Source organism: Pseudoxanthomonas sp. PXM04, from assembly GCF_014851695.1.
GTDB lineage: Bacteria > Pseudomonadota > Gammaproteobacteria > Xanthomonadales > Xanthomonadaceae > Pseudoxanthomonas_A > Pseudoxanthomonas_A beigongshangi.
The window spans coordinates 651685-673372 of sequence record NZ_JACVAG010000001.1 but is presented as its reverse complement, the minus strand read 5'-3'; the positions used below and the strand labels follow the sequence as shown (position 1 = coordinate 673372).

Below are 21688 nucleotides of genomic sequence, written 5' to 3'. Positions count from 1 at the left end.
CGCGGAGCCTCAGGCTTCCGTGACCACGCTGACGGTGCGGCGCTTCTTCGGGCCCTTGATCGAGAACTCGACCTTGCCATCGACCAGCGCGAACAGGGTGTGATCGCGACCCAGGCCGACGCCCGAACCCGGATGGAACTGGGTGCCACGCTGACGGACGATGATGTTGCCGGCGTCGATCGCCTGGCCACCATAGACCTTCACGCCCAGCATCTTCGGATTGGAGTCGCGGCCGTTGCGCGATGAGCCTACGCCCTTTTTATGTGCCATGACTGATTCTCCTTACTTGTTGATGCCGGTGATTTCGATTTCGGTGTAATGCTGCCGGTGACCCTGGCGCTTCATGTGGTGCTTGCGGCGGCGGAACTTGATGATGCGGACCTTGTCGGCGCGGCCGTGGCCGACGATCTTGGCCGAGACGCTCGCGCTCTTCAGCGCGTCGCCCAGGGTGACGCTTTCGCCGTCGCCCAGCATCAGGATGTTGTCGAACGTGACTTCCTTACCGGCTTCCGCATCGAGCTTCTCGACGCGCAGAGTCTCGCCCTTCATCACGCGGTATTGCTTACCGCCAGTGACCAGAACTGCGTACATTGGTGAATCCTCTTCTGTAGTTATTCTCTTGAACCCGACCACCATCGAGGGCGGTCAGAAGCGGAATTGTAGGGCTTTCAGCAGCTTAGGGTCAAGTCACCCCCTTCCCGCCCGCCCGGTGGCTCCGTGGCCCAGCGCGCCCGGGTCGCAGGCCCTGAGACGCCACCGGGTTCCACTGCCCGGAAGGGCCCGCCAGCCGGGCCGGCAACGGCGTGAACGGGAGCGCAGCGGGCGCCCTCGGCGTCCGCTGCCGGGCCTTTGCTGGCGGCGATTTGCCCCCAAATACCGGAATCGCTACGCTGGGCGATTCGCTGGCGCGACCGGGTCGCGCCGGCGGATCCGGAGCCCTTCCCTCCCTTCTGAACAGGCCACCCCACGGCATGGACAGCATCCGCATCCGCGGCGCACGCACCCACAACCTCAAGAACATCGACCTCGACCTGCCCCGGGACAAGCTGATTGTCATCACCGGGCTGTCCGGCTCGGGCAAGTCCTCGCTGGCGTTCGACACCATCTACGCCGAAGGCCAGCGCCGCTACGTCGAGTCGCTGTCCGCCTACGCCCGGCAGTTCCTGTCGGTGATGGAAAAGCCGGACGTGGACCACATCGAGGGTCTGTCGCCGGCGATCTCCATCGAGCAGAAGTCGACCTCGCACAACCCGCGCTCGACGGTTGGCACCATCACCGAGATCTACGACTACCTGCGCCTGCTGTACGCCCGCGTCGGCACCCCGCGCTGCCCGGACCACGGCTACCCGCTGGAGGCGCAGACGGTCAGCCAGATGGTCGACCAGGTCTTGGGCCTGGACGGCGAGCAGCGCTACATGCTGCTGGCACCGGTCATCCGCGAGCGCAAGGGCGAGCATGCGCAGGTGTTCGACCAGTTGCGCGCGCAGGGTTTCGTGCGCGTGCGGGTGGACGGCCAGTTGCATGAAATCGACGCGGTACCGCCGCTGGCGCTGCGCCAGAAGCACACCATCGAGGCGGTCATCGACCGCTTCCGGCCGCGCGATGACATCAAGCAGCGCCTGGCCGAGAGCTTCGAAACCGCGCTGAAGCTCGGCGACGGCATGGCTTCGGTGATGTCGCTGGACAAGCCGGAAACCGATCCGCTGCTGTTCTCGTCCAAGTACTCCTGCCCGGTCTGCGACTACTCGCTGCCGGAACTGGAACCGCGCCTGTTCTCGTTCAACTCGCCGGTCGGCGCCTGCCCGACCTGCGATGGCCTGGGCGTGGCCCAGTTCTTCGATCCGGCGCGGGTGGTGGTGCATCCGGAACTGTCGCTGGCCGCCGGCGCGGTGCGCGGCTGGGACCGCCGCAACGCCTACTATTTCCAGCTGATCGCCTCGCTCGCCAAGCACTATCGCTTCGACGTGGATGCGCCGTGGCAGTCGTTGTCGGAGAAGGCCCGCCAGGCGGTGCTGTACGGCAGCGGCGAGGAAGTCATCACCTTCACCTATCTCACCGAATCGGGCGGGCGCACCCAGCGCAAGCATCGCTTCGAGGGCATCGTGCCGAACCTGGAGCGCCGCTACCGCGAGACCGAATCACCGGCGGTGCGCGAGGAACTGGCCAAGTACATCAGCGAGCAGCCCTGCCCCGACTGCGGCGGCGCCCGCCTGAACAAGGCCGCGCGCAACGTGTTCGTCGCCGATCGGCCGCTGCCGGCGCTGGTGGTGATGCCGGTGGACGAGGCGCTGTCGTTCTTCCGCGGCCTGGCCCTGCCCGGCTGGCGCGGCGAGATCGCGGCCAAGATCGTCAAGGAAATCGGCGAGCGGCTGGGCTTCCTGGTCGATGTCGGCCTGGACTACCTGACCCTGGAACGCAAGGCCGATACCCTGTCCGGCGGCGAGGCGCAGCGCATCCGCCTGGCCTCGCAGATCGGCGCCGGCCTGGTCGGCGTGATGTACGTGCTGGACGAACCCAGCATCGGCCTGCACCAGCGCGACAACGAACGTCTGCTCGGCACCCTCACCCGCCTGCGCGATCTCGGCAACACCGTGATCGTGGTGGAACACGACGAGGACGCCATCCGCGCGGCCGACTACGTGCTGGACATCGGTCCCGGCGCGGGCGTGCATGGCGGCGAGATCGTCGGCGAAGGCAGCCTGCAGGACATCCTCAAGGCACCGCGCTCGCTGACCGGCCAGTACCTGTCCGGCAAGCGCAGCATCGAGGTGCCCAAGGCGCGCCACAAGGCCAACCCGAAGATGATGCTGCATCTGCGCGGCGCCAGCGGGAACAACCTGAAGGACGTGGACCTGGACATCGCCTCGGGCCTGTTCACCTGCGTTACCGGCGTGTCCGGTTCCGGCAAGTCCACCCTGATCAACGACACCCTGTACGCGCTGGCCGCCAATGAAATCAACGGCGCCTCGCACAAGCCGGCGCCGTACCGCGATGTGGTCGGCCTGGACCTGTTCGACAAGGTGGTCGACATCGACCAGTCGCCGATCGGCCGCACCCCGCGCTCCAACCCGGCCACCTACACCGGCCTGTTCACGCCGCTGCGCGAACTGTACGCGCAGGTGCCGGAAGCGCGCGCGCGCGGTTACTCGCCGGGCCGCTTCAGCTTCAACGTGCGCGGCGGCCGCTGCGAAGCCTGCCAGGGCGACGGCCTGATCAAGGTCGAGATGCACTTCCTGCCGGACGTGTACGTGCCCTGCGACGTCTGCCACGGCAAGCGCTACAACCGCGAAACGCTGGAGATTCTCTACAAGGGCTTCAACATCAACGACGTGCTGGAGATGACCGTCGAGGACGCATTGAAGCTGTTCGAGCCAGTGCCGGCGATCGCACGCAAGCTGGAAACATTGATGGACGTGGGCCTGAGCTACATCAAGCTGGGCCAGAGCGCGACCACGCTGTCCGGCGGCGAGGCGCAGCGCGTCAAGCTGTCCAAGGAACTGTCTCGCCGCGATACCGGCCGTACCCTGTACATCCTGGACGAGCCGACCACCGGCCTGCACTTCCACGACATCGAACACCTGCTGGCGGTGCTGCACAAGCTGCGCGACGAGGGCAACACCATCGTCGTCATCGAGCACAACCTGGACGTGATCAAGACCGCCGACTGGGTGGTGGATCTGGGTCCGGAGGGCGGCCATCGCGGGGGACGCATCCTCGCCAGCGGCACGCCGGAAGACATCGCCGCGCATCCGGATTCGCATACCGGCCGATTCCTGGCCAAGCTGCTGCCGGCCAGCAAGGCACCCAAGGCCAGCAAGCCGGCCGCGGTCGCCAAGCCCGACGTGCTGCCGCCGCGCAAGTCCGAGAAGAAAAAGAAAGCGGTGAAAGCCAAATGACCTCGACGCCCGAGAGTTCCCCCGACCGCAAGATGCTGGCGGCGATTCCGATCAGCGTGCGCTGGCGCGACATGGACAGCATGGGTCACGTCAACAACGCCAAGTACGTGTCCTATCTGGAAGAAGCGCGCGTACGCTGGATCCTCGACATTCCGGGCGTCTCGATGACCGATCGCATCGCGCCCGTGGTCGCCGCCAACAACATCAACTACCGCCGTCCGTTGACCTGGCCGAACGACATCCTGGTAGAACTGTACGTGGATCGGCTGGGCACTAGCAGCGTCACCATCGGTCATCGCATCGTCGACCAGAACGGCGTGCTGTACTGCGACGGCAACGTCGTGGTGGTGTGGATGGATACCCACACAGGCAAGAGCGCGCCGCTGCCGGACGCCGTGCGCAACGCGTCCGTTTGACGACGTCAGGTTCGTCCCTGTGGGAGCGACGTCAGTCGCGAATGCTCTTTGCCGGATCGGAAAGCATCGCGACTGACGTCGCTCCCACAAGCTGCCCTTGGCTTCGAAACGGACAGGCTACGGCGCCGTCCTGCGCACCTCGAAGGTCACCGGCAGGCTGCGGCCGTCCTTCAGCTTGAGCGTGATCACCGGCTTGTCGCCTTCCTTCACCGGGGCGTAGGGCTTGTACAGCATCAGGTGCAGGCCACCGGGCTTGAACTCGACCGATTTGCCGGCGGCGACCGGCAGGGTTTCCAGTTCGCGCATCTTGTTGACGCCATCGACCTGCCGCGATTCATGCAGCGACACCTCGGCGAAGGCCAGGCTGTCGGCGCCGGCGACTTCCACCGCCTTGGCGCAGGTGTTATCGATGCGAAGGAAGCCGGCCATCATCGGCATGGCCGGCGATGGCGGCAGCCGTATCCACGCCTGGCGGGCCGTGGGCAGGCACTCGGCGGCATGGGCGGAGACGCTGCCGGCCAGCAGCGCGACCGGGACGAGAGCGGATACAAGGCGGCGATTCATGCGCCTATCATAGGCCCACACGCCCTTGGAGCAGATGAATGTCCTCGTTGATTGAAACCCGGGACCATGGCAGCGTCCGCGAGATCCGGCTGGCGCGTCCGCCGGTCAACGCCCTCAACACCGAACTGTGCCGCGCCCTGATCCACGCGGTCGATACCGCCGTGGGCGATGGCGTGCGCGGCATCGTGCTGGCCGGCAACCCGAAGATCTTCTCCGCCGGCATGGATGTGCCCTACCTGCTGTCGCTGGGCGAGAACCGGCACGCGCTGATGGACGCCTGGCAGGCGTTCTTCGGCGCGGCGCGCGCACTGGCCGATTCGCGGGTGCCGGTGGCGGCGGCCATCGGCGGCCACGCGCCCGCGGGCGGCTGCGTGCTGGCGCTGTGCTGCGACTACCGGGTGATGGCCCGCAGCGTGGATCCCGCGCGTCCCTTCGGCATCGGCCTCAACGAAACCCAGGTCGGCCTGGTCGCGCCGGAAGGCATCCAGCGACTGATGCGGCGACTGGTCGGCCCGCATCGCGCCGAACGCCTGCTGGTGGCCGGCGAGATGGTGCCGGCCGAGCGTGCGCTGGAACTGGGGCTGGTGGACGAACTGGCCGATCAGGAGCAGGTCGATGCGCGTGCGCTGGCCTGGCTGGAGAACCTGCTGCGCCTGCCCCACCATCCGATGCTGCAGACCCGTGCCATCGCCCGCCGCGACGTGGTGGAAGCGATGTCACCGGAATTCATCCAACTGGACCGCTTCATCGACGCCTGGGACGCGCCCGACACCCAGACCGCGCTGAAGGCGCTGGTGGACAAGCTGAAGAAATAATCGACGGAGAGTGCATACATGGCAGTTCCCACCTACGACAAGTTCATCGAACCCATCCTGCGTTTCCTGGCGAACCATCCGGAAGGTTCCCCGGCCAAGGACGCGCACGATGCAGCGGCGAATGCGCTAGGAATTTCCGAGCAGGATCGCCACGAAGTCCTGCCCAGCGGCGTGCAGCCGATCTATAAGAACCGCGCGGGCTGGGCACATGATCGGCTCAAACGCGCGGGCCTTTCCGCAAGCCCGCGGCACGGCTTCTGGAAGCTCACGGAACAGGGACGCACCTTTGCAACGCGCCATCCCGCACCCTTGAGTACCGACGAACTCGAGCAGATCGCTCTCGGCTACATCGATGTGCGCCTCAAGCCTCAAAGTTCTCCACCCGTGGGGCATCCGACGGCGGCGCCCCACCCGCAGGAGCTAGCCGTGGCAAGTCCCGACGATCGCCTCGGCCAAGCCGTCTCGGAGATCAGAACCACCGTTGCCGCCGCGCTGTTGGAAACTCTCGCGAACGTCTCCCCAACCTACTTTGAAACCATTGTGCTGGATCTGTTGCATCGCATGGGATACGGAACAAGCCGGTCCGATCTCCAACGCGTAGGAGGCTCTGGGGATGGAGGTATCGACGGCGTTATCTCGCTGGACAAACTGGGCCTTGAAAAGGTCTATGTTCAGGCGAAACGTTGGCAGCAGAGCGTAGGACGTCCGGAAGTACAGGCCTTCTACGGCGCATTGGCTGGTCAGCGCGCGAACAAGGGCGTGTTCATCACGACCTCGGCCTACACCACCCAGGCCATCGAGTTCGCAAGATCGGTGGAACGAGTAATCCTGGTCGATGGCGCCCGCCTGGCTGATCTCATGATCGAACACGAGGTAGGTGTTTCTTCCCGCACCCTGCGCATCCCCAAAATCGATAGTGACTACTTCGATGAAGAATCGACCTAAGGGTCGTCCGCCTCACCTCACCCACACTTCCACGCGCTCGTTTCGATAACGCGTGCCGGCGTCGGCGCCGCCGCCCAGTGCGCGGGTGGCGCCCATGCCGATGGATCGCTGCACCGGAATGCCCTGCTTGACCAGATGGTCGGCCACCGTGTCGGCATGCTGGTTGCTGCGCACGGTGGCGATCAGGCGGTTGCTGCCGTCGTCGTGCGAGAAGCCCACCACCGTGACCTGGCGTCCCTGGTTCTGCGGCAGCCGCATGTAGGCGATCAGGCGTTCCAGATCATTCGCACCCCGGCTGTCGAAGAACGTGGTCAGCGACGCCGCGTTGAAGCGCAGGCTCAGCGGCAGGCGCTCGGTGCCGGCCACCGCCTGCCCGTAGGGTTGTGCGGCATCCGGCGCGCGCGGCTGGCTTGCCGGACGCAGCGTCATCGCCAGGAATCCCGCCCGTTCCACCGCCTGCTGCGCTTCGCGGCCGACGCTGTACTGGGCGAAGCTGCGGCCCAGCGCCGACATCAGCGGCCCCCCGTAGAGCCGGTAGCGCCGCACCAGCGGATAGTCCTCGCTCATCACGTTGATCCGGGTCGGCAGGATGGCCAGGCCGCCATCGGCGATGGCGAGCGTGCGGGTGCCGCGCGGGATCGCGCTGGCCACCCCGACCACCGCGACCGCATCCGGATCCGCCGCGACCGCGCGCGCGGCCTGCGCCAGGGTCGCATGCGTCTGCGCGTTCGCGGCCGCCGGCGCCGCCCCCAGCACACGCTCGCGCAGGAAATCGCGGTTGCCGCTGGGCGCGCGCGCCAGATGCAGGTGGATCGGCGCGTTGCGTCCCCCGAGCCCGGACCAGTCGCCGATGCGACCGGTGACCAGCTCGCGCAACTGCGCCACCGACAGGCGGCGGACCGGATTCCGCTCATTGACCACCACCGCCAGGCCGTCGACGGCGACGACGAATTCCTGATCCGGCGATTCGAGGTCCCCCAATTGCCAGGCGGCCTCGCGTTCCGCCGCGTCCGGCGCGCGCGCCAGCATCGCGATCTCGGCGTTCCCCTCGACCAGATCGCTGAACCCCGCCGCCGAGCCGCGCTTGCCGATTTCCACGATCAGCGGCATCCCGTCGCGGGTCGCGCGGATCTCGGTCTGCTGCGCGGATACGGCCTTGCGGCGGATTCCGGTATAGCCGATGTGATGCAGCCAGGATTCGACCATCGCCGGGACCAGCGCGTCGCCCAGCGTATTGGAGCCATGGATGCGCAGACGCTCGGCGGAGCCATCATCCTGCGCGGACGCCGGCAGACAGGCCGGCAACAACAGGCACATCGCCAGTGCGACGCGCGGCAAACGGTGCAGCATCGATCATCCCCCTGTGAAGCGCGGCAGAGTGACCGCGTCCGGTTACAGGGCGATGACGGTGAACGCGACTTCGGAGGGAACGATGACGCCGGACTGATGCCGACAGCGGCGTCAGCGCGCGCCGCGTTCGACCGGACGCGCCGGATCGGTGATCCAGCCGCTCCAGGAACCCGCGTAAACGCGCGCGCCCGACAGGCCGGCGTGTTCGAACGCCAGCAGCAGGTGGCAGGCGGTCACGCCGGAACCACACATGAGCACCAGATCATCCGGCCGCCTTCCGGCCAGCATCGGCGCCAGTTCGGCATGCAGTTCCGCGGCGGGTTTGAACTTGCCGTCGCGCAGGTTGGCGCCGAAAGGACGATTGAGCGCGCCGGGCACGTGGCCGGCCACCGGATCGATGGGCTCGACCTCGCCACGGAAACGCTCGGGCGCGCGGGCATCGAACAACCAGCCGCTGTCCTCGTCGAGGCGCCGGCGCACTTCGTCGGCGTCGGCGATGAGCCGCGCATCGAATCCGGCGGGATACGCCGGGAGGGCGTTGATCCGGGGTGGTTCCGCGGTCTCCGGCAAGCCGCGCGCGCGCCACGCGGCGAGGCCGCCATCGAGCACCGCCACCTGACGGTGGCCCAGCAGCCTCAGCATCCACCACAGCCGTGCGGCGGCCATGCTGCCGTCACCGGCGTCGTACACCACGACCTGATGTTGGGGCCCGATGCCCCACTCGCCGAGGCGTCGGGCAAAAGCGGCATCTTCCGGCAGCGGATGCCGGCCCAGGCCGGAACGCGACAGATCGGACAGATCTTCGTTGAGATCGGCATGCACCGCGCCTGGCAGATGCGACTCCGCGTACGCCGTTCGACCGGCGCCGGGATCCATCAGGGCAAAGCGCGCGTCGACGATCCGCAGGCCGGGATCGTCCAGCGCCGCTGCCAACGCATCCACGTCCACCAGCGTCGTCCAGTGCATCACGCGCCCTCCAGTCGTTGCCTCAGGTTGTACAGGATCGCGGCGGTGGCGCCCCAGATGCGCTGGCCGGGCCAACCGTACTCAAGCACCGCACGGCGACGGCCGCGATAGTCCACTTCCACCCGACGCAGGTTGGCCGGCGCCATCAGGTAATCGAGCGGTACTTCGAACACGTCCGCCACCTCGCCAGGTTCCGGGGTGGCGACGTAGGCCGGATCGATCACCGCGACCACCGGCACCACCCGGAAACCGCTGATCGTCGTGAAGGGATCCAGGAAACCCAGCGGCGCGATCTGGCTGGCGGGAATGGCCAGTTCCTCCCAGGTCTCGCGCAGCGCGGCGGCAACCACGCCCGCGTCTGCCGCCTCGATGCGGCCCCCGGGAAAGCTCACCTGCCCGGCATGGTGGCGCAGGCCATCGGTCCGCTTGGTCAGGATCACCTGCGTGCCCTGCGGGCGCGGCACCAGGCCGGCCAGTACCGCGGCTTCCGCCGGTTCGCCCGGCGGCAACAGGTCCAGCAGTTCCTCGTGGTTCCAGCCGCGCGCGGTGGGTATGTGGTCCAGCGGATGCAGCACGTGATGCAGGCGCGCGGCCTCGGGCAGGCGCTGCTCGAACGGCAGCTTGCCCTGCTCGCGCGCGGGCAGCACCGTTTCCATCAGACGCAGGCGTTCGTCATCGTTCATTCGGGACCAGCGGGCGATCTCGGCGGTCGTGCGCAGACAGCCTTCGCACAGCCCGTCGTCACCCAGGGTACAGACGCCGATGCACGGGCTAAGCACGGCGCGAAAAGCGGAATTCATGAACCTTCATACCTGCGCAGCCTAGCGCGAAAACCGCGCCCGTGCCGCGCAAAACGCACTACGCCGGCCTGGGGCCGGCGTAGCGGGACTGCTGGGAAAAATCGACTGCTGGAATTACTTGGTGCTGAGCAGCTTGATTTCGAAAACCACCGCCACGTTCGGCGGGAAGCCCGTGCGCGGATCCGCGCCGTAGGCCTTGTCCGGCGGCAGCGCGACTTCCCACTTGGCGCCCGACGGCATCTGCAGCAGCACTTCGCGCATGGCCTGCATTTCGATCTCGCTGACCTTCACGTTCGGCATCTGCTGGGCGGGACGCGCCTCGGCCGGCTTCTGGCCGAACGGATACGGACCGGCGACTTCCAGGCTGACCGTGCTGGCCTGGGTCGGCTTGGCGCCGGCGCCGGCTTCGATCACGCGGTACTGCACGCCGCTGGGCAGCGACTGCACGCCCTGCTTGGCCTTGTTCTGGGCCAGGAACTGATCGCTCTTGGTCTTGTTTTCCGCGGCGACCTTGTCGTACTCGGCCTTGGCCTGCTGGGCACGCTGCTGCTCGCGCTTCTGGAACGCTTCCAGCGCGGGCTTGAGCTGATCGGCGGTCAGCGCCGGCTGCTTCTTGGCATACGCATCCTGGAGGCCCTTGATGACGGTGTTGATGTCGAGCTGCTCGCCGCGACCGGTCAGTTCCGCCAGGTTGTTGCCGTAGTCGTAGCCGAAGTAATAGCTCAACTTGCCTTTCTCGGACGTGGTGTCCTGAGCCAGGGCGCTACCGGCCATGGCGAATGCCGCGACAGCGACCACTAACGAACGCAACTTCATCAACGATTTCTCCAGGGTGGTGGTACAGGGCGGACGTACCGCCTCGAATGGACGCGCTAGGATAGCGGCCAGGGCGCTTAACCGCCACTGACAACCGCCGGCTACGACCGACGGGGCGGCCCAAGAGTTCAATTTCACTTAAAATTCACGAATTTACCGGGATTCCCGCGCATGTCCGACACCCCCGTTTCCGTCACCGACCAGGGCGCCATCCGGCGCATCACCGTCAACCGCCCGGACAAACTGAACGCGCTCAACGCGGCCACCCTGGACGCCCTGCTCGTGGCCTTCGAAGCGGCGGCGGCGGACCCGGCGGTACGGGTGGTGGTCCTGACCGGCGCCGGCCCCAAGGCGTTCGTGGCAGGCGCGGACATCGCCGAGATGTCCGCCCTGAGCGCGGTCGAGGGGCGCGACTTCTCCCTGCGCGGCCAACGCCTGATGCGGCGCATCGAAACCCTGCCCAAGCCGGTGATCGCGATGATCAACGGGTTCGCCCTGGGCGGCGGCCTGGAACTGGCGATGGCCTGCCACCTGCGCATCGCCTCGGACAACGCCAAGGTCGGGCAGCCCGAAATCAATCTCGGCCTGATCCCCGGTTTTGGCGGCAGCCAGCGGCTGCTGCGCCTGGCCGGCCGCGCGGCCACGCTGGAACTGTGCCTGCTGGGCGCGCCCATCAACGCCGAACGCGCGTACCAGTTGGGCATCGTCAACAAGGTGGTCGCCGCCGACACGCTGGAAGCCGAAACCACGCAATGGGCCGAACAGTTGGCGCAGGCCGCGCCGCTGGCGCTGCGCGGCAACCTGGACGTCATCCACGTCGGTGGCGAATGCGCGATCGAGGAAGGCCTGCAGTACGAATCGGCGCAGTTCGGCCTGATGTTCTCGACCGAGGACATGCGCGAAGGCACGCGCGCGTTCCTGGAACGCCGCAAGCCGCAGTTCGCCGGCCGCTGAAACCTTCATGGGCGAGGCATCTTCCTCCATCTGCCGGCAGGCCGCGCGCGGGGAAAGCCTGCTGGCGTTGCTGGCGCGGGACGACCTGGATGCCGCCATCGACGCCGGACTGATGGACATCGCGCCCTGCTCCGCGGACTGCGCGTGCGTCACCCGGCTGGCACCCATCTGGGATGCCCAGCGCCGGCTGCGCACGGCATGGGAGGCGCGCGAGCGCCATCGCGCGCGCCAGGCGCGGCTGCTCCGGCGTGCCGCCGAACGCGATGCCCGGCGCATGCCGGCACCGGCGGCGCCGCAGGCACCCCGCCCGTCACTTCCCCCTTCCGCCGCCGCCATCCTGGCGCGCGCCAAGGCGCGTGCGGCGGGAAAAAGCGGTTCCTAGCCGCCGCACACCAAGCCCCTGGAACGCATGACAGAACGCCGCAAACGCCGCAGCCGCACCCTGAGCAAGGCCGAGGTGCAGGAACTGTTCTCGCGCCTGCGCGAACTCAATCCCAAGCCCACGACCGAACTGGAATACAAGACCCCGTTCGAGCTGCTGGTGGCGGTGACCCTGTCCGCGCAGGCCACCGACGTGGGCGTCAACAAGGCCACCCGGCGCCTGTTCCCGGTCGCCAACACCGCGGAAAAGATCCTGGCCCTCGGCGAGGAGGGGCTGAAGAAGTACATCTCGACGATTGGCCTGTACAACGCCAAGGCGAAGAACGTGATCGCCACCTGCCGGATCCTGGTCGAGCAGTATGGTGGCGAGGTACCGCGCTCGCGCGAAGCGCTGGAAGCCCTGCCCGGCGTCGGCCGCAAGACCGCCAACGTGGTGCTGAACACCGCGTTCGGCGAACCGACCATGGCGGTGGACACCCATATCTTCCGCGTCGCCAACCGGACCGGCCTGGCGCCGGGCAAGAACGTGCGCGAAGTCGAGGATGGACTGCTGAAGACGGTCCCGGCCGAATTCCTGCACGACGCCCACCACTGGCTGATCCTGCATGGCCGCTATGTCTGCAAAGCGCGCAAGCCGGATTGCCCGCAATGCGTGATCCGCGATATCTGCCGTTATCCGGACAAGACGGTGGCGGATTGAGGGGGAAGGCAACGATGCATCGCGATGGCGACGGCTTGCCGTGTGCGGCAAGCTGCATGACGGCTATCGGAAGCTGACAGGCGCCTCGGGCGACGTTGGGCGCCTGCCGTCTGCCAGGAGCGAATCCCCCTCGGTCCCCCTTTTTCAAAGGGAGAGGCACAGCCGAGCTTTTACCGAATCCCGGCTTTCAACGGCCGCACGGCCGTTCATCCCGAATCCCCAATCCCGGCCCCGACCGCCATCAAACTGTCATCCCGACGAAATAAGACAGCGTTGTAACAATAACGCAACTTTTACCAACTAGCCTGCGCAGCGTCTTCCACACCTGCCCCAAGGGCTAACCCATGAAACTCTCCCGCAGCACCCTGACTCTCGCACTGCTGGCCGCGGTCGCGGCGCCTGCCGCCCAGGCCGAGATTCCGATCGACGTGATCGGCGGTTCCGAAGTCTCGTTCGAAGGCCTGGTCCAGGCGGACTTCTACAAGTTCGACACCGACACCATCGACTACGGCGCCGATTCGTCTTCGGATCTGGATGGCGACGACTACTTGAACGAACTGCGCCGCGCCGAACTGGTGCTCAAGGGCAAGGGCCCGGGCAACATCGAGTGGGTGCTGGGCTATGACGCCAAGGACGACAAGTTCCTGGACGCCAACGTCAAGTACAAGATCGGCGGCAACGCCAACCACTTCCTGCAGATCGGCCAGTTCAAGCAGCCGGGCGCCACCCTGGAAGAACTGTCCAGCACCAAGAACAACGACTTCATCTCCAAGTCGTCGATCACCAACTCGCTGGGCACCCCGCGCCGCCTCGGCCTGCAGTACAACATCGGCGACGCCAACTGGGGCGTGACCGCCAGCTTCTTCGGCCGTGAACTGACCCGCAACCGCGAACATGGCGGCGGCTATTCGGCCCGCGGTTACTGGGCGCCGATCAATGAGGCCGGCAGCATCCTGCACCTGGGCCTGTCGTACACCGACAAGGACACCGATGGCGACGTGATCCGCCTGCGCGCCCGTCCGATGGCCGACATGGTCCCGACCCGCTTTGTCGATACCGGCAGCAGCGGCCTGCGCGCCAGCGACCGCAGCAGCGTGCTCGGCGCCGAAGCCATGTGGGTGAACGGTCCGTTCAAGCTGCAGGGCGAATACATGAAGACCGACGTCAAGCGCTACGGCAGCTTCGACGACTACAGCGGCGACGGCTTCTACGTGTCGGGCCTGTGGAACATCACCGGCGAGACCTGGGGCTACAAGGCCGGCGTGCCGACCACCGGCCTGCCGAGCGACCCGACCAAGGGCATGTGGCAGCTGGGCCTGCGCTACGACACCATCGATCTGACCGACGGCGCGGTGGTCGGCGGCGAGATGGACAGCTGGACCGCCGGCGTGAACTGGTACTGGCGCTCCAACTTCAAGTTCATGCTGAACTACGTCGCGGTCAAGCAGGAGAAGGGCGTGCTGAAGGACGACCCGAACGTGGTCGAAGCCCGCCTGCAGTTCTACTGGTAAGCCGGAACGATCCCGAACGGGATTCGCGGAGGGCGCGGCGCAGGCCGCGCCCTCTTTCGTTTTGCGGGAGGGGGGACCGGGGGAGCGCGGGTATTGTCGGGAAAAGCTCGCGCCGGGACGGCGCTCCTACCTTGGTTTGGTGGAAATCCGTCCGGGTAGGAGCGCCGTCCCGGCGCGAGCTCTTGGCCTCCGTACAAGGGGCTCCCCGACCGGCTGAGGCCCCCGGTCGCCTGTCATCCGGCTGTCATGAAGGCGACATGGCGCTGTCACGCAAACGTCGTGAAATGCACGCCGACGGCACACCGTGCCGCTACGCCACTCCCAGGAGCCATCCGTGTTCAACTCGTTCAAGACCCGCGTCGCCGTGCTGGCCATCGCCGGCGCGCTCTCGGCCCAGGCCGCCGCTGCCGACGTCACCGGCGCCGGTGCGTCGTTCGTCTACCCGGTCATGACCAAGTGGTCGGCCGACTACGCCAAGGCCACCCAGAAGAAGGTCAACTACCAGTCCATCGGTTCCGGTGGCGGTATTGCCCAGATCAAGGCCGGCACGGTCGACTTCGGTTCGTCCGATGCCCCGCTGAAGCCGGACGAGCTGGCCAAGTTCAACCTCGCCCAGTTCCCGTCGGTGATCGGCGGCGTGGTGCCGGTCATCAACGTGCCGGGCGTGCCCTCGGGCGCGCTGAAGCTCGACGGCGACCTGCTGGCCGACATCTTCCTGGGCAAGGTGAAGATGTGGAACGACCCGCGCATCGTCGCGCTCAACGGCGGCGTGCAGCTGCCGGCGCAGAAGATCACCGTCGTCCACCGTTCCGACGGTTCGGGCACCACCTTCAACTTCGTCAACTACCTGTCCAAGGTCAGCGGCGAGTGGAAGAGCCAGGTCGGTGAAGGCACCTCCGTGCAGTGGCCGACCGGCATCGGCGGCAAGGGCAACGAAGGCGTCGCCGCGTACGTCAAGCAGATCAAGGGTGGCATCGGCTACGTCGAACTGTCCTACGCGCTGCAGAACAAGATGGCCTACTCGCGCCTGAAGAACGCCGCCGGCAACTACGTGCTGCCCAGCGACGAGACCTTCTCGGCCGCCGCCGCCAGCGCCGAATGGGGTACCGCCAAGGATTTCTACCTGGTGATGACCAACGCCCCGGGCGCCAATTCCTGGCCGATCACCGCGACCAACTTCATCCTGGTCAGCAAGCAGCCGAAGAACCCGGCCGGCACCAAGGCCACCCAGGAATTCTTCAGTTGGGTCTACGCCAACGGCGACGGCCAGGCCAAGGCGCTGGACTACGTCCCGCTGCCGGATCCGCTGGTCAAGCAGATCGAAACCTACTGGTCGCAGAACCTGAAGTAATCCTCTCCCCGATCCCGGCCGCGTACCCCTCTCTCCCGCGCGGTCGGGATCCCCTCTCTCAAACCAACTGGCATCTTTGTCCAAGCGGGCCTTCTGGCCCGCTTTTTTTATGCCGCGGAAAATCTCCCTTCCCCTGCGGTAGGAGCGGCCTCCGGCCGCGAGCTTTTCCGCGCCAATCGGAGGACCCTGTCCTCACCTCATCCAGGGTCACCGGGTACCGACCAGGCGGCGGGTCGGAAGAGCTCGCGCCGGGGACGGCGCTCCTACCTCCCGGTCCGTGGCGAGTGCCGGAAATCCGACGCCGGCCACAATGTCATCACGCTGTAACAAAAACATCATTTCATAGCCGGCATGACACAAACCGCCCACGTTATGGAGCCCGCCATGTCCTTCGCTTCGCCGGTCCGCCTCGCGGCCCTCGCCGTCGCCGCCACCCTGTTCGTCGCCGGCTGCAAGCCCGCCTCCGACGCCCCGGCGGCCTCCGGCACCACGCCTGCCGGCCAGGACGCCGGCACCGGCGCGGCCAAGGTGACCGCCGAGATCACCGGCGCGGGCGCCTCGTTCATCTATCCGCTGATGGCCCGCTGGTCCAGCGACTACAACCAGAGCACCGGCGCCAAGATCAACTACCAGTCGATCGGTTCCGGCGGCGGCATCGCCCAGATCAAGGCGGCCACGGTCGATTTCGGTTCCTCCGACAAGCCGCTGTCGCCGGAAGAACTGGCGCAGGCCGGCCTGGGCCAGTTCCCGTCGGTCATAGGCGGCGTGGTTCCGGTCATCAATGTCGCCGGCATCGAGTCCGGCCAGCTCAAGCTGAGCGGCCCGGTCCTGGCCGACATCTTCCTCGGCAAGATCACCACCTGGAACGACCCGGCCATCGTCGCCCTCAACGCCGGCCTGAAGCTGCCGGCCGAGAAGATCAACAGCGTGCACCGCTCCGACGGCTCGGGCACCACCTTCAACTTCGTCAACTACCTGTCCAAGGTCAGCCCGGAGTGGAAGAGCAAGGTGGGCGAAGGCACCTCGGTGAACTGGGCCGGCGGTGTCGGCGGCAAGGGCAACGAGGGCGTGGCCGCCTACGTGCGCCAGCTGAAGAACTCCATCGGCTACGTCGAACTGGCCTACGCCGAGCAGAACAAGATGGCCTACGCCTCGCTGCAGAACGCCGCGGGCAACTTCGTGCAGCCGACCGCGGAAAGCTTCGCCGCCGCCGCCGCCAGCGCCGACTGGGCCGGTGCCAAGGACTTCAACCTGGTGATCACCAACGCGCCGGGCGCGGACGCCTGGCCGATCACCGCGACCAACTTCATCCTGGTCTACAAGCAGCCCAAGGATGCGGCGCGCGCGAAGAACACGCTGGACTTCTTCAAGTGGGCCTACGAACAGGGCAAGCCGCAGGCCGAACAGCTGGACTACGTGCCGCTGCCGCCGGAACTGGTGAAGCAGGTCGAAGCGTACTGGGCGGCGGAAATCAAGCTCTGATCCGTGCCCCGCGCGTGGCCGCCTGACCGCGGCCACGCCTCCCCCCACGCAACGCCGGCCCGGACTTCCCGACCGCATGAATACCGCCGCCCTCCCCGCTTCCCTGGTCGATCTGCGCACCGCCCGTGACGCGCGCGCCGATCGCCTGTTCCGCTGGACGCTCACCGCCGCCGGCCTGTTCGTCCTGATCTCCCTGATCGCCGCCGCCTTGTCGATGCTGTGGGGCGGCCGCGAAGCCCTGCAGACTTTCGGCCTGGGCTTTTTCACCAGCACCGAATGGAACGTGGGCACGCGCGAGTTCGGCGCGCTGGTGCCGATCTACGGCACCCTGGTCAGCGCCACCATCGCGATGGTGATCGCGGTGCCGGTCAGCTTCGGCATCGCGCTGTTCCTGACCGAGGTCGCGCCCACCTGGATGCGCGGGCCGGTCGGCATGGCGATCGAACTGCTGGCCGGCATCCCCTCGATCATCTACGGCATGTGGGGCCTGTTCGTACTGGCGCCGCAACTGAGCGAATACGTCTATCCGTGGATTGACGAGAACCTGGGCCAGATTCCCGGCATCGGCCTGCTGTTTTCCGGCCCGCCGCTGGGCATCGGCATGCTGACCGCCGGCCTGGTGCTGGCGATCATGGTCATCCCGTTCGTGTCCTCGGTGATGCGCGAAGTGTTCCTGACCGTGCCCAGCCGGCTGAAGGAATCGGCCTACGCGCTCGGTTCGACCCGCTGGGAAGTGATGTGGGACATCGTGCTGCCCTACACCCGCTCGGCGGTCATCGGCGGCGTGTTCCTCGGCCTGGGCCGCGCGCTCGGCGAGACCATGGCGGTGACCTTCGTCATCGGCAACGCCTACGCGATCAGCGCGGCGCTGCTGGAACCGGGCACCTCGATCGCGGCGACCATCGCCAACGAATTCGCCGAAGCCACCGACCCGCTGCACCGCGGCTCGCTGCTGCTGCTGGGCTTCACCCTGTTCCTGCTGACCTTCATCGTGCTGGCCGCCGCCCGCCTGATGCTGCGCCAGCTCGCCAAGCGCGAGGGCAACTGACATGTCCGCCTCCCTGTACACCTGGCGCAAGGTCAAGAACGTCATCGCGCTGACCCTGTCGATCGCCGCGGCGATCTTCGGCCTGATGTGGCTGGTCTGGATCCTGTGGACCACGATCACCAAGGGTCTTGGCAGCCTGAACCTGGACCTGTTCACCATGATGACGCCGCCGCCGAATGAACCCGGCGGCCTGCTCAACGCCATCTTCGGCAGCGTGGTGATCAGCCTGCTGGCGATCGTGCTCGGCACGCCGATCGGCATCGCCGCCGGCACCTACCTGGCCGAGTACGCCAACAAGCATTGGCTGGGCGAGACCATCCGCTTCGTCAACGACATCCTGCTGTCGGCGCCGTCCATCGTGCTGGGCCTGTTCATCTACACCGTGATGGTGGCGCAGATGGGACACTGGTCCGGCCTGGCGGGCGCGGTCGCGCTCGCCTTCATCGCCCTGCCGGTGATCGTCCGTACCACCGACGAGATGCTGCGGCTGGTGCCGCAGCAGATGCGCGAAGCCGCGCTGTCGCTGGGCGTACCGCAATGGAAGGTGACCACCCAGGTGCTGCTGCGCTCGGCCCTGCCCGGCGTGGTGACCGGCGTGCTGCTGGCGCTGGCGCGCATCAGCGGCGAAACCGCGCCGCTGCTGTTCACCGCCTTCAACAACCAGTTCTGGAGCACCGACCTGATGCAGCCGATGGCCAACCTGCCCATGGTCATCTACCAGTACGCCATGAGCCCGTACGACTCCTGGAACTCGCTGGCCTGGGCCGGTGCGTTCCTGGTGACCGCGCTGGTGCTGCTGCTCAGTCTGTTGGCCCGGACCATCCTCCTGCGAAACAAGGTGACCCATGAATGACGTGGCCCGTATCTCGGTCGCGACCCCACAGCGCGAAGTCGAGGCCGGCGCGCCGGCCCGCGTGAAGCTGGCGGCCAAGAACCTGGATTTCTACTACGGCGGTTTCCATGCCCTGAAGGGCATCAACCTGGAGATCCCGGAAAAGCGGGTCACCGCGCTGATCGGCCCGTCCGGCTGCGGCAAGTCGACACTGCTGCGGATCTTCAATCGCATCTATTCGCTGTACCCGAAGCTGGAAGCCAAGGGCGAGGTGCTGCTGGACGACCAGAACATCCTGGATCCCAAGTACCCGATGAACCGCCTGCGCAGCAAGGTGGGCATGGTATTCCAGAAGCCGGTGCCGTTCCCGATGACGATCTATGAAAACGTCGCCTACGGCATCCGCCACCACGAGCGCATCGGCCGTGCCGACATGGACGTGCGCGTGGAGCAGGCCCTGCGCCAGGCGGCGCTGTGGGACGAGGCGAAGGACAAGCTGAAGCAGAGCGCGCTGGGCCTGTCCGGCGGCCAGCAGCAGCGCCTGTGCATCGCCCGCGCGGTCGCCCTGCGTCCGGACGTGATCCTGCTGGACGAGCCGACCTCGGCGCTGGATCCGATCTCGACCAGCAAGATCGAACAGCTGATCGAGGAGCTGAAGCAGGACTACACCATCGCGATCGTCACCCACAACATGCAACAGGCCGCGCGTGTTTCCGACTACACGGCCTTCATGTACCTGGGCGAGCTGATCGAGCACGATGCCACTGCGACGATCTTCTCCAAGCCCAGCAAGCAGCAGACCGAGGATTACATTACGGGACGTTTCGGATGAAACGCCCCGCGGGATTGGGGATTCGGGATTGGGGATTCGCAAGCACGACTCCCCGCCCCTCCCCGCTCCCGTCCGCTCCTGCCCATCCCGAATCCCCAATCCCCAATCCCGGCCCTCATCCATGAACACCCAACCGCACGAGCACATTGTGAAAAGTTACGACGAAGAACAGCGCCGGCTGGTGGCCGAGATCGTGCGCATGGGCGAGATCGCCGTGGCGCAGCTGGAAGCCGCCCTCGATGTCATTGAACGCCGCGACGACCGCGCCGCCCAGCGCATCATCGCCAACGACGAGGCCATCGATACGCTGGAACAGCAGATCAGCCATGACGTGATGCACCTGGCCCTGCGCGGCCCGATGGCGCGCGACCTGCGCGAGATTCTCGCCGGCCTGCGCATCCCGGCGGACATCGAGCGGATCGGCGACTACGCCGCCAACGTGGCCAAGCGCTCCATCGCCCTCAACGTCTCGCCGCCGATGCCGCAGATCACCGGCCTGCGCGCGCTGGGCAAGCTGGCCGCGCAGCAGGTGCGCGAAGTGCTGGTGGCCTACCAGAACAACGACGACGCCCACGCCCTGCAGGTCCGCGAACGCGACGCCGAACTGGACGCCCATTACACCGCGCTGTTCCGCGAGCTGCTGACTTACATGATGGAAGACCCGCGCAACATCACCCCGTGCACGCACCTGCTGTTCATGGCCAAGAACCTGGAACGCATCGGCGACCACGCGACCAACATCGCCGAGAACGTGTGGTTCCTGATCCACGGCGACCAGCCGCTGCCGGCCCGCGACAAGCGCGACGAGACCAGCACCACCGGCGCGATCTGATCCCTGCTCCAGGGCTGAATAGCGGCTGACCCAATCCGGGGGCGGGCGAATCCTTTCGCCCGCCCCCGTTCTCTTTCCAGCTGGCGGACATGGCGCGGACGCGCGATGCTGACCGACGGAGAACGACGACGGATGAGTGGAGCAGCCATCGCAAGCATCGAGGACCTGATGGCCGCGCGCGCCGGCGACGCGGCGGCGTTGCAGCGCGTGCTGGCGATTTCGCGGCAGAACCTGCGTCGCTACGCGGAATACCATTGCGTGGTCAACGACGCCGAGGACGCGGTGCAGGAGAGCCTGCTGCTGGTATCCCGCCGGATCGGCGACCTGCGCGCGGTCGAGGCCTTCACTTCCTGGCTGTTCCGCATCGTCAAGCGGGAGTGCAACCGGCTCAAGCGCGGCCTGCGCCTGTTGACCGGAGAGGCGGTGACCGAGGACCTGCTGCCTCCCATCCATTTCGAACCGGTCGAACTCGGCCATGACGTCGCGCGGGTGCTGGAAACGCTTCCAGCCCACTACCGCCAGATCCTCCTGCTGCGCGACCTGGAAGGCATGACCATCGAAGAGCTTGCCGAACAGCTGCAGCTGACCCCGCAGGCGGTCAAATCCCGCCTGCACCGGGCCCGCGCGCTGGCCCGCGAATACCTCGGCGCAGACCCCACACTTCCCTAACAACGCCGGATTACACTGGCGCCCCCTGCCGTGCGGAACCCCCGCACCTCAACTGGAGAAACTGCAATGTCCAAGTCCAACCAGAAGCCCGTCGCCCTCGCCATGTGCACCGCGCTGGCCGGCGGAATCGTTCTCGCGGGTTCGGCTTTCGCGATGGAACCGCTCTCGCAGGGTTACCTGCTTGCCGCCCAGGATGCCAAGGCCGCCGATGCCAAGACGGCCGAGGGCAAATGCGGTGAAGGCAAGTGCGGCATCGAGAAGGCCGACACCGACAAGGACGGCAAGGTCTCCAAGGCCGAGTTCGAGACCGCCCATCCCGGCAAGAGCGACAAGTTCACCGCCATCGACACCAACAAGGACGGCTTCATCGATGCCGCCGAGGCCAAGGCTCATCACGAGGGCAAGTGTGGTGAAGGCAAGTGCGGCGGCGACAAGAAGGATGGCGCCAAGGCCGACGGCAAGGCCGCGCACGAAGGCAAGTGCGGCGAAGGCAAGTGCGGCGGCGCGGCCTGATCCGACCGGCCCGTG

23 protein-coding genes are annotated in these 21688 nt (G+C 66.8%); 16 read left to right on the top strand and 7 right to left on the bottom strand.

Translation table 11 applies throughout. From position 1 onward, the window contains the following. Positions 1-9: 9 nt before the first annotated feature. On the bottom strand, positions 10-270 hold the full coding sequence (gene rpmA, locus IB228_RS03240; RefSeq protein ID WP_183643025.1) for a 50S ribosomal protein L27: 261 nt from the start codon (positions 268-270) through the stop codon (positions 10-12). A 12-nt stretch (positions 271-282) separates the two neighbouring features. Next, positions 283-591, bottom strand: coding sequence for a 50S ribosomal protein L21 (gene rplU, locus IB228_RS03235; protein WP_141453509.1), 309 nt, complete (start codon positions 589-591; stop codon positions 283-285). Between the two features lie 380 nt (positions 592-971). Between rplU and uvrA the strand changes: the two genes are divergently transcribed. Together uvrA and IB228_RS03225 are read left to right on the top strand one after the other, a co-directional pair. Beyond that, positions 972-3896: an excinuclease ABC subunit UvrA gene (uvrA, locus tag IB228_RS03230; RefSeq protein ID WP_183643028.1), complete on the top strand. Its 2925-nt coding sequence runs from the start codon at positions 972-974 to the stop codon at positions 3894-3896. Further along, the gene (locus IB228_RS03225) at positions 3893-4312 is read left to right on the top strand and encodes a thioesterase family protein (RefSeq protein ID WP_183643033.1); all 420 of its coding nucleotides are present in this window, start codon (positions 3893-3895) and stop codon (positions 4310-4312) included. Before uvrA ends, IB228_RS03225 begins: the two co-directional genes overlap by 4 nt. Positions 4313-4429: 117 nt before the next feature. Here the strand turns inward: IB228_RS03225 and IB228_RS03220 are convergent, their stop codons facing one another. After that, positions 4430-4876: a copper chaperone PCu(A)C gene (locus tag IB228_RS03220; RefSeq protein WP_192197553.1), complete on the bottom strand. Its 447-nt coding sequence runs from the start codon at positions 4874-4876 to the stop codon at positions 4430-4432. A 38-nt stretch (positions 4877-4914) separates the two neighbouring features. On the opposite strand from IB228_RS03220, the gene IB228_RS03215 reads away from it, so the two are divergent. Both IB228_RS03215 and IB228_RS03210 read left to right on the top strand, forming a co-directional pair. Next, complete coding sequence (locus IB228_RS03215) at positions 4915-5691, top strand: enoyl-CoA hydratase/isomerase family protein (protein ID WP_192197552.1); 777 nt, start codon at positions 4915-4917, stop codon at positions 5689-5691. A gap of 18 nt (positions 5692-5709) precedes the next feature. Continuing rightward, positions 5710-6636, top strand: coding sequence for a restriction endonuclease (locus tag IB228_RS03210; RefSeq protein ID WP_192197551.1), 927 nt, complete (start codon positions 5710-5712; stop codon positions 6634-6636). Between the two features lie 12 nt (positions 6637-6648). On the opposite strand, the gene IB228_RS03205 is transcribed toward IB228_RS03210, so the two are convergent. The 4 genes from IB228_RS03205 to IB228_RS03190 all read right to left on the bottom strand — a co-directional run bounded on the left by IB228_RS03205 (position 6649) and on the right by IB228_RS03190 (position 10568). Further along, positions 6649-7986 (bottom strand): substrate-binding domain-containing protein, encoded by a 1338-nt coding sequence (locus tag IB228_RS03205; protein ID WP_183643045.1) that lies wholly within the window; start codon positions 7984-7986, stop codon positions 6649-6651. A gap of 111 nt (positions 7987-8097) precedes the next feature. Then, a complete protein-coding gene (locus IB228_RS03200; protein WP_183644755.1) occupies positions 8098-8952 on the bottom strand; it encodes a sulfurtransferase in 855 nt (284 codons plus the stop codon). Then, positions 8952-9752, bottom strand: coding sequence for a CoA pyrophosphatase (locus IB228_RS03195; RefSeq protein WP_183643047.1), 801 nt, complete (start codon positions 9750-9752; stop codon positions 8952-8954). The genes IB228_RS03200 and IB228_RS03195 overlap by 1 nt, the downstream gene beginning before the upstream one ends. A 114-nt stretch (positions 9753-9866) precedes the next feature. Continuing rightward, positions 9867-10568 (bottom strand): FKBP-type peptidyl-prolyl cis-trans isomerase N-terminal domain-containing protein, encoded by a 702-nt coding sequence (locus IB228_RS03190; RefSeq protein ID WP_183643050.1) that lies wholly within the window; start codon positions 10566-10568, stop codon positions 9867-9869. A gap of 171 nt (positions 10569-10739) precedes the next feature. Here IB228_RS03190 and IB228_RS03185 point away from each other — a divergent pair, with 171 nt between their 5' ends. The 12 genes from IB228_RS03185 (at position 10740) to IB228_RS03130 (ending at position 21673) form a co-directional block, all read left to right on the top strand. Next, positions 10740-11522: an enoyl-CoA hydratase-related protein gene (locus IB228_RS03185; RefSeq protein ID WP_183643053.1), complete on the top strand. Its 783-nt coding sequence runs from the start codon at positions 10740-10742 to the stop codon at positions 11520-11522. A gap of 7 nt (positions 11523-11529) precedes the next feature. Continuing rightward, positions 11530-11904, top strand: a complete 375-nt coding sequence (locus IB228_RS20035) for a hypothetical protein (RefSeq protein ID WP_183643056.1) — start codon at positions 11530-11532, stop codon at positions 11902-11904. Between the two features lie 27 nt (positions 11905-11931). Then, a complete protein-coding gene (gene nth, locus IB228_RS03175; protein ID WP_183643059.1) occupies positions 11932-12603 on the top strand; it encodes an endonuclease III in 672 nt (223 codons plus the stop codon). A 344-nt stretch (positions 12604-12947) separates the two neighbouring features. Continuing rightward, a complete protein-coding gene (locus IB228_RS03170) occupies positions 12948-14114 on the top strand; it encodes a porin (RefSeq protein ID WP_183643062.1) in 1167 nt (388 codons plus the stop codon). Between the two features lie 334 nt (positions 14115-14448). Then, on the top strand, positions 14449-15465 hold the full coding sequence (gene pstS / locus IB228_RS03165; RefSeq protein ID WP_183643065.1) for a phosphate ABC transporter substrate-binding protein PstS: 1017 nt from the start codon (positions 14449-14451) through the stop codon (positions 15463-15465). Between the two features lie 384 nt (positions 15466-15849). Beyond that, positions 15850-16947: a phosphate ABC transporter substrate-binding protein PstS gene (gene pstS, locus IB228_RS03160; RefSeq protein ID WP_225562209.1), complete on the top strand. Its 1098-nt coding sequence runs from the start codon at positions 15850-15852 to the stop codon at positions 16945-16947. 76 nt (positions 16948-17023) lie between these two features. Next, positions 17024-17995 carry a phosphate ABC transporter permease subunit PstC gene (gene pstC / locus IB228_RS03155; protein ID WP_192197550.1) on the top strand — a complete coding sequence of 324 codons (972 nt, stop codon included), beginning with the start codon at positions 17024-17026 and terminating at the stop codon, positions 17993-17995. A gap of 1 nt (position 17996) precedes the next feature. After that, a complete protein-coding gene (gene pstA / locus IB228_RS03150; RefSeq protein ID WP_183643074.1) occupies positions 17997-18848 on the top strand; it encodes a phosphate ABC transporter permease PstA in 852 nt (283 codons plus the stop codon). Beyond that, positions 18841-19659: a phosphate ABC transporter ATP-binding protein PstB gene (pstB, locus tag IB228_RS03145; protein ID WP_183643077.1), complete on the top strand. Its 819-nt coding sequence runs from the start codon at positions 18841-18843 to the stop codon at positions 19657-19659. Before pstA ends, pstB begins: the two co-directional genes overlap by 8 nt. Before the next feature lie 121 nt (positions 19660-19780). Further along, the gene (gene phoU / locus IB228_RS03140) at positions 19781-20491 is read left to right on the top strand and encodes a phosphate signaling complex protein PhoU (protein WP_183643080.1); all 711 of its coding nucleotides are present in this window, start codon (positions 19781-19783) and stop codon (positions 20489-20491) included. A gap of 132 nt (positions 20492-20623) precedes the next feature. Continuing rightward, positions 20624-21160 (top strand): RNA polymerase sigma factor, encoded by a 537-nt coding sequence (locus tag IB228_RS03135; RefSeq protein ID WP_192197549.1) that lies wholly within the window; start codon positions 20624-20626, stop codon positions 21158-21160. Between the two features lie 66 nt (positions 21161-21226). Then, positions 21227-21673, top strand: coding sequence for a calcium-binding protein (locus tag IB228_RS03130; RefSeq protein WP_141453531.1), 447 nt, complete (start codon positions 21227-21229; stop codon positions 21671-21673). Positions 21674-21688 lie beyond the last annotated feature (15 nt).

What these genes read in the sequence shown, in the direction of transcription:
- rplU (WP_141453509.1), bottom strand. Translation starts at nt 591, where the DNA reads ATGTACGCAGTTCTGGTCACTGGCGGTAAGCAATACCGCGTGATGAAG.
- phoU (WP_183643080.1), top strand. Translation starts at nt 19,781, where the DNA reads ATGAACACCCAACCGCACGAGCACATTGTGAAAAGTTACGACGAAGAA.
- pstS (WP_225562209.1), top strand. Translation starts at nt 15,850, where the DNA reads ATGTCCTTCGCTTCGCCGGTCCGCCTCGCGGCCCTCGCCGTCGCCGCC.
- IB228_RS03200 (WP_183644755.1), bottom strand. Translation starts at nt 8,952, where the DNA reads ATGCACTGGACGACGCTGGTGGACGTGGATGCGTTGGCAGCGGCGCTG.
- pstC (WP_192197550.1), top strand. Translation starts at nt 17,024, where the DNA reads ATGAATACCGCCGCCCTCCCCGCTTCCCTGGTCGATCTGCGCACCGCC.
- rpmA (WP_183643025.1), bottom strand. Translation starts at nt 270, where the DNA reads ATGGCACATAAAAAGGGCGTAGGCTCATCGCGCAACGGCCGCGACTCC.
- IB228_RS03170 (WP_183643062.1), top strand. Translation starts at nt 12,948, where the DNA reads ATGAAACTCTCCCGCAGCACCCTGACTCTCGCACTGCTGGCCGCGGTC.
- IB228_RS03215 (WP_192197552.1), top strand. Translation starts at nt 4,915, where the DNA reads ATGTCCTCGTTGATTGAAACCCGGGACCATGGCAGCGTCCGCGAGATC.
- uvrA (WP_183643028.1), top strand. Translation starts at nt 972, where the DNA reads ATGGACAGCATCCGCATCCGCGGCGCACGCACCCACAACCTCAAGAAC.
- IB228_RS20035 (WP_183643056.1), top strand. Translation starts at nt 11,530, where the DNA reads ATGGGCGAGGCATCTTCCTCCATCTGCCGGCAGGCCGCGCGCGGGGAA.
- IB228_RS03185 (WP_183643053.1), top strand. Translation starts at nt 10,740, where the DNA reads ATGTCCGACACCCCCGTTTCCGTCACCGACCAGGGCGCCATCCGGCGC.
- IB228_RS03195 (WP_183643047.1), bottom strand. Translation starts at nt 9,752, where the DNA reads ATGAATTCCGCTTTTCGCGCCGTGCTTAGCCCGTGCATCGGCGTCTGT.
- IB228_RS03220 (WP_192197553.1), bottom strand. Translation starts at nt 4,876, where the DNA reads ATGAATCGCCGCCTTGTATCCGCTCTCGTCCCGGTCGCGCTGCTGGCC.
- pstB (WP_183643077.1), top strand. Translation starts at nt 18,841, where the DNA reads ATGAATGACGTGGCCCGTATCTCGGTCGCGACCCCACAGCGCGAAGTC.
- IB228_RS03135 (WP_192197549.1), top strand. Translation starts at nt 20,624, where the DNA reads ATGAGTGGAGCAGCCATCGCAAGCATCGAGGACCTGATGGCCGCGCGC.
- nth (WP_183643059.1), top strand. Translation starts at nt 11,932, where the DNA reads ATGACAGAACGCCGCAAACGCCGCAGCCGCACCCTGAGCAAGGCCGAG.
- IB228_RS03130 (WP_141453531.1), top strand. Translation starts at nt 21,227, where the DNA reads ATGTCCAAGTCCAACCAGAAGCCCGTCGCCCTCGCCATGTGCACCGCG.
- pstA (WP_183643074.1), top strand. Translation starts at nt 17,997, where the DNA reads ATGTCCGCCTCCCTGTACACCTGGCGCAAGGTCAAGAACGTCATCGCG.
- IB228_RS03205 (WP_183643045.1), bottom strand. Translation starts at nt 7,986, where the DNA reads ATGCTGCACCGTTTGCCGCGCGTCGCACTGGCGATGTGCCTGTTGTTG.
- IB228_RS03225 (WP_183643033.1), top strand. Translation starts at nt 3,893, where the DNA reads ATGACCTCGACGCCCGAGAGTTCCCCCGACCGCAAGATGCTGGCGGCG.
- IB228_RS03190 (WP_183643050.1), bottom strand. Translation starts at nt 10,568, where the DNA reads ATGAAGTTGCGTTCGTTAGTGGTCGCTGTCGCGGCATTCGCCATGGCC.
- IB228_RS03210 (WP_192197551.1), top strand. Translation starts at nt 5,710, where the DNA reads ATGGCAGTTCCCACCTACGACAAGTTCATCGAACCCATCCTGCGTTTC.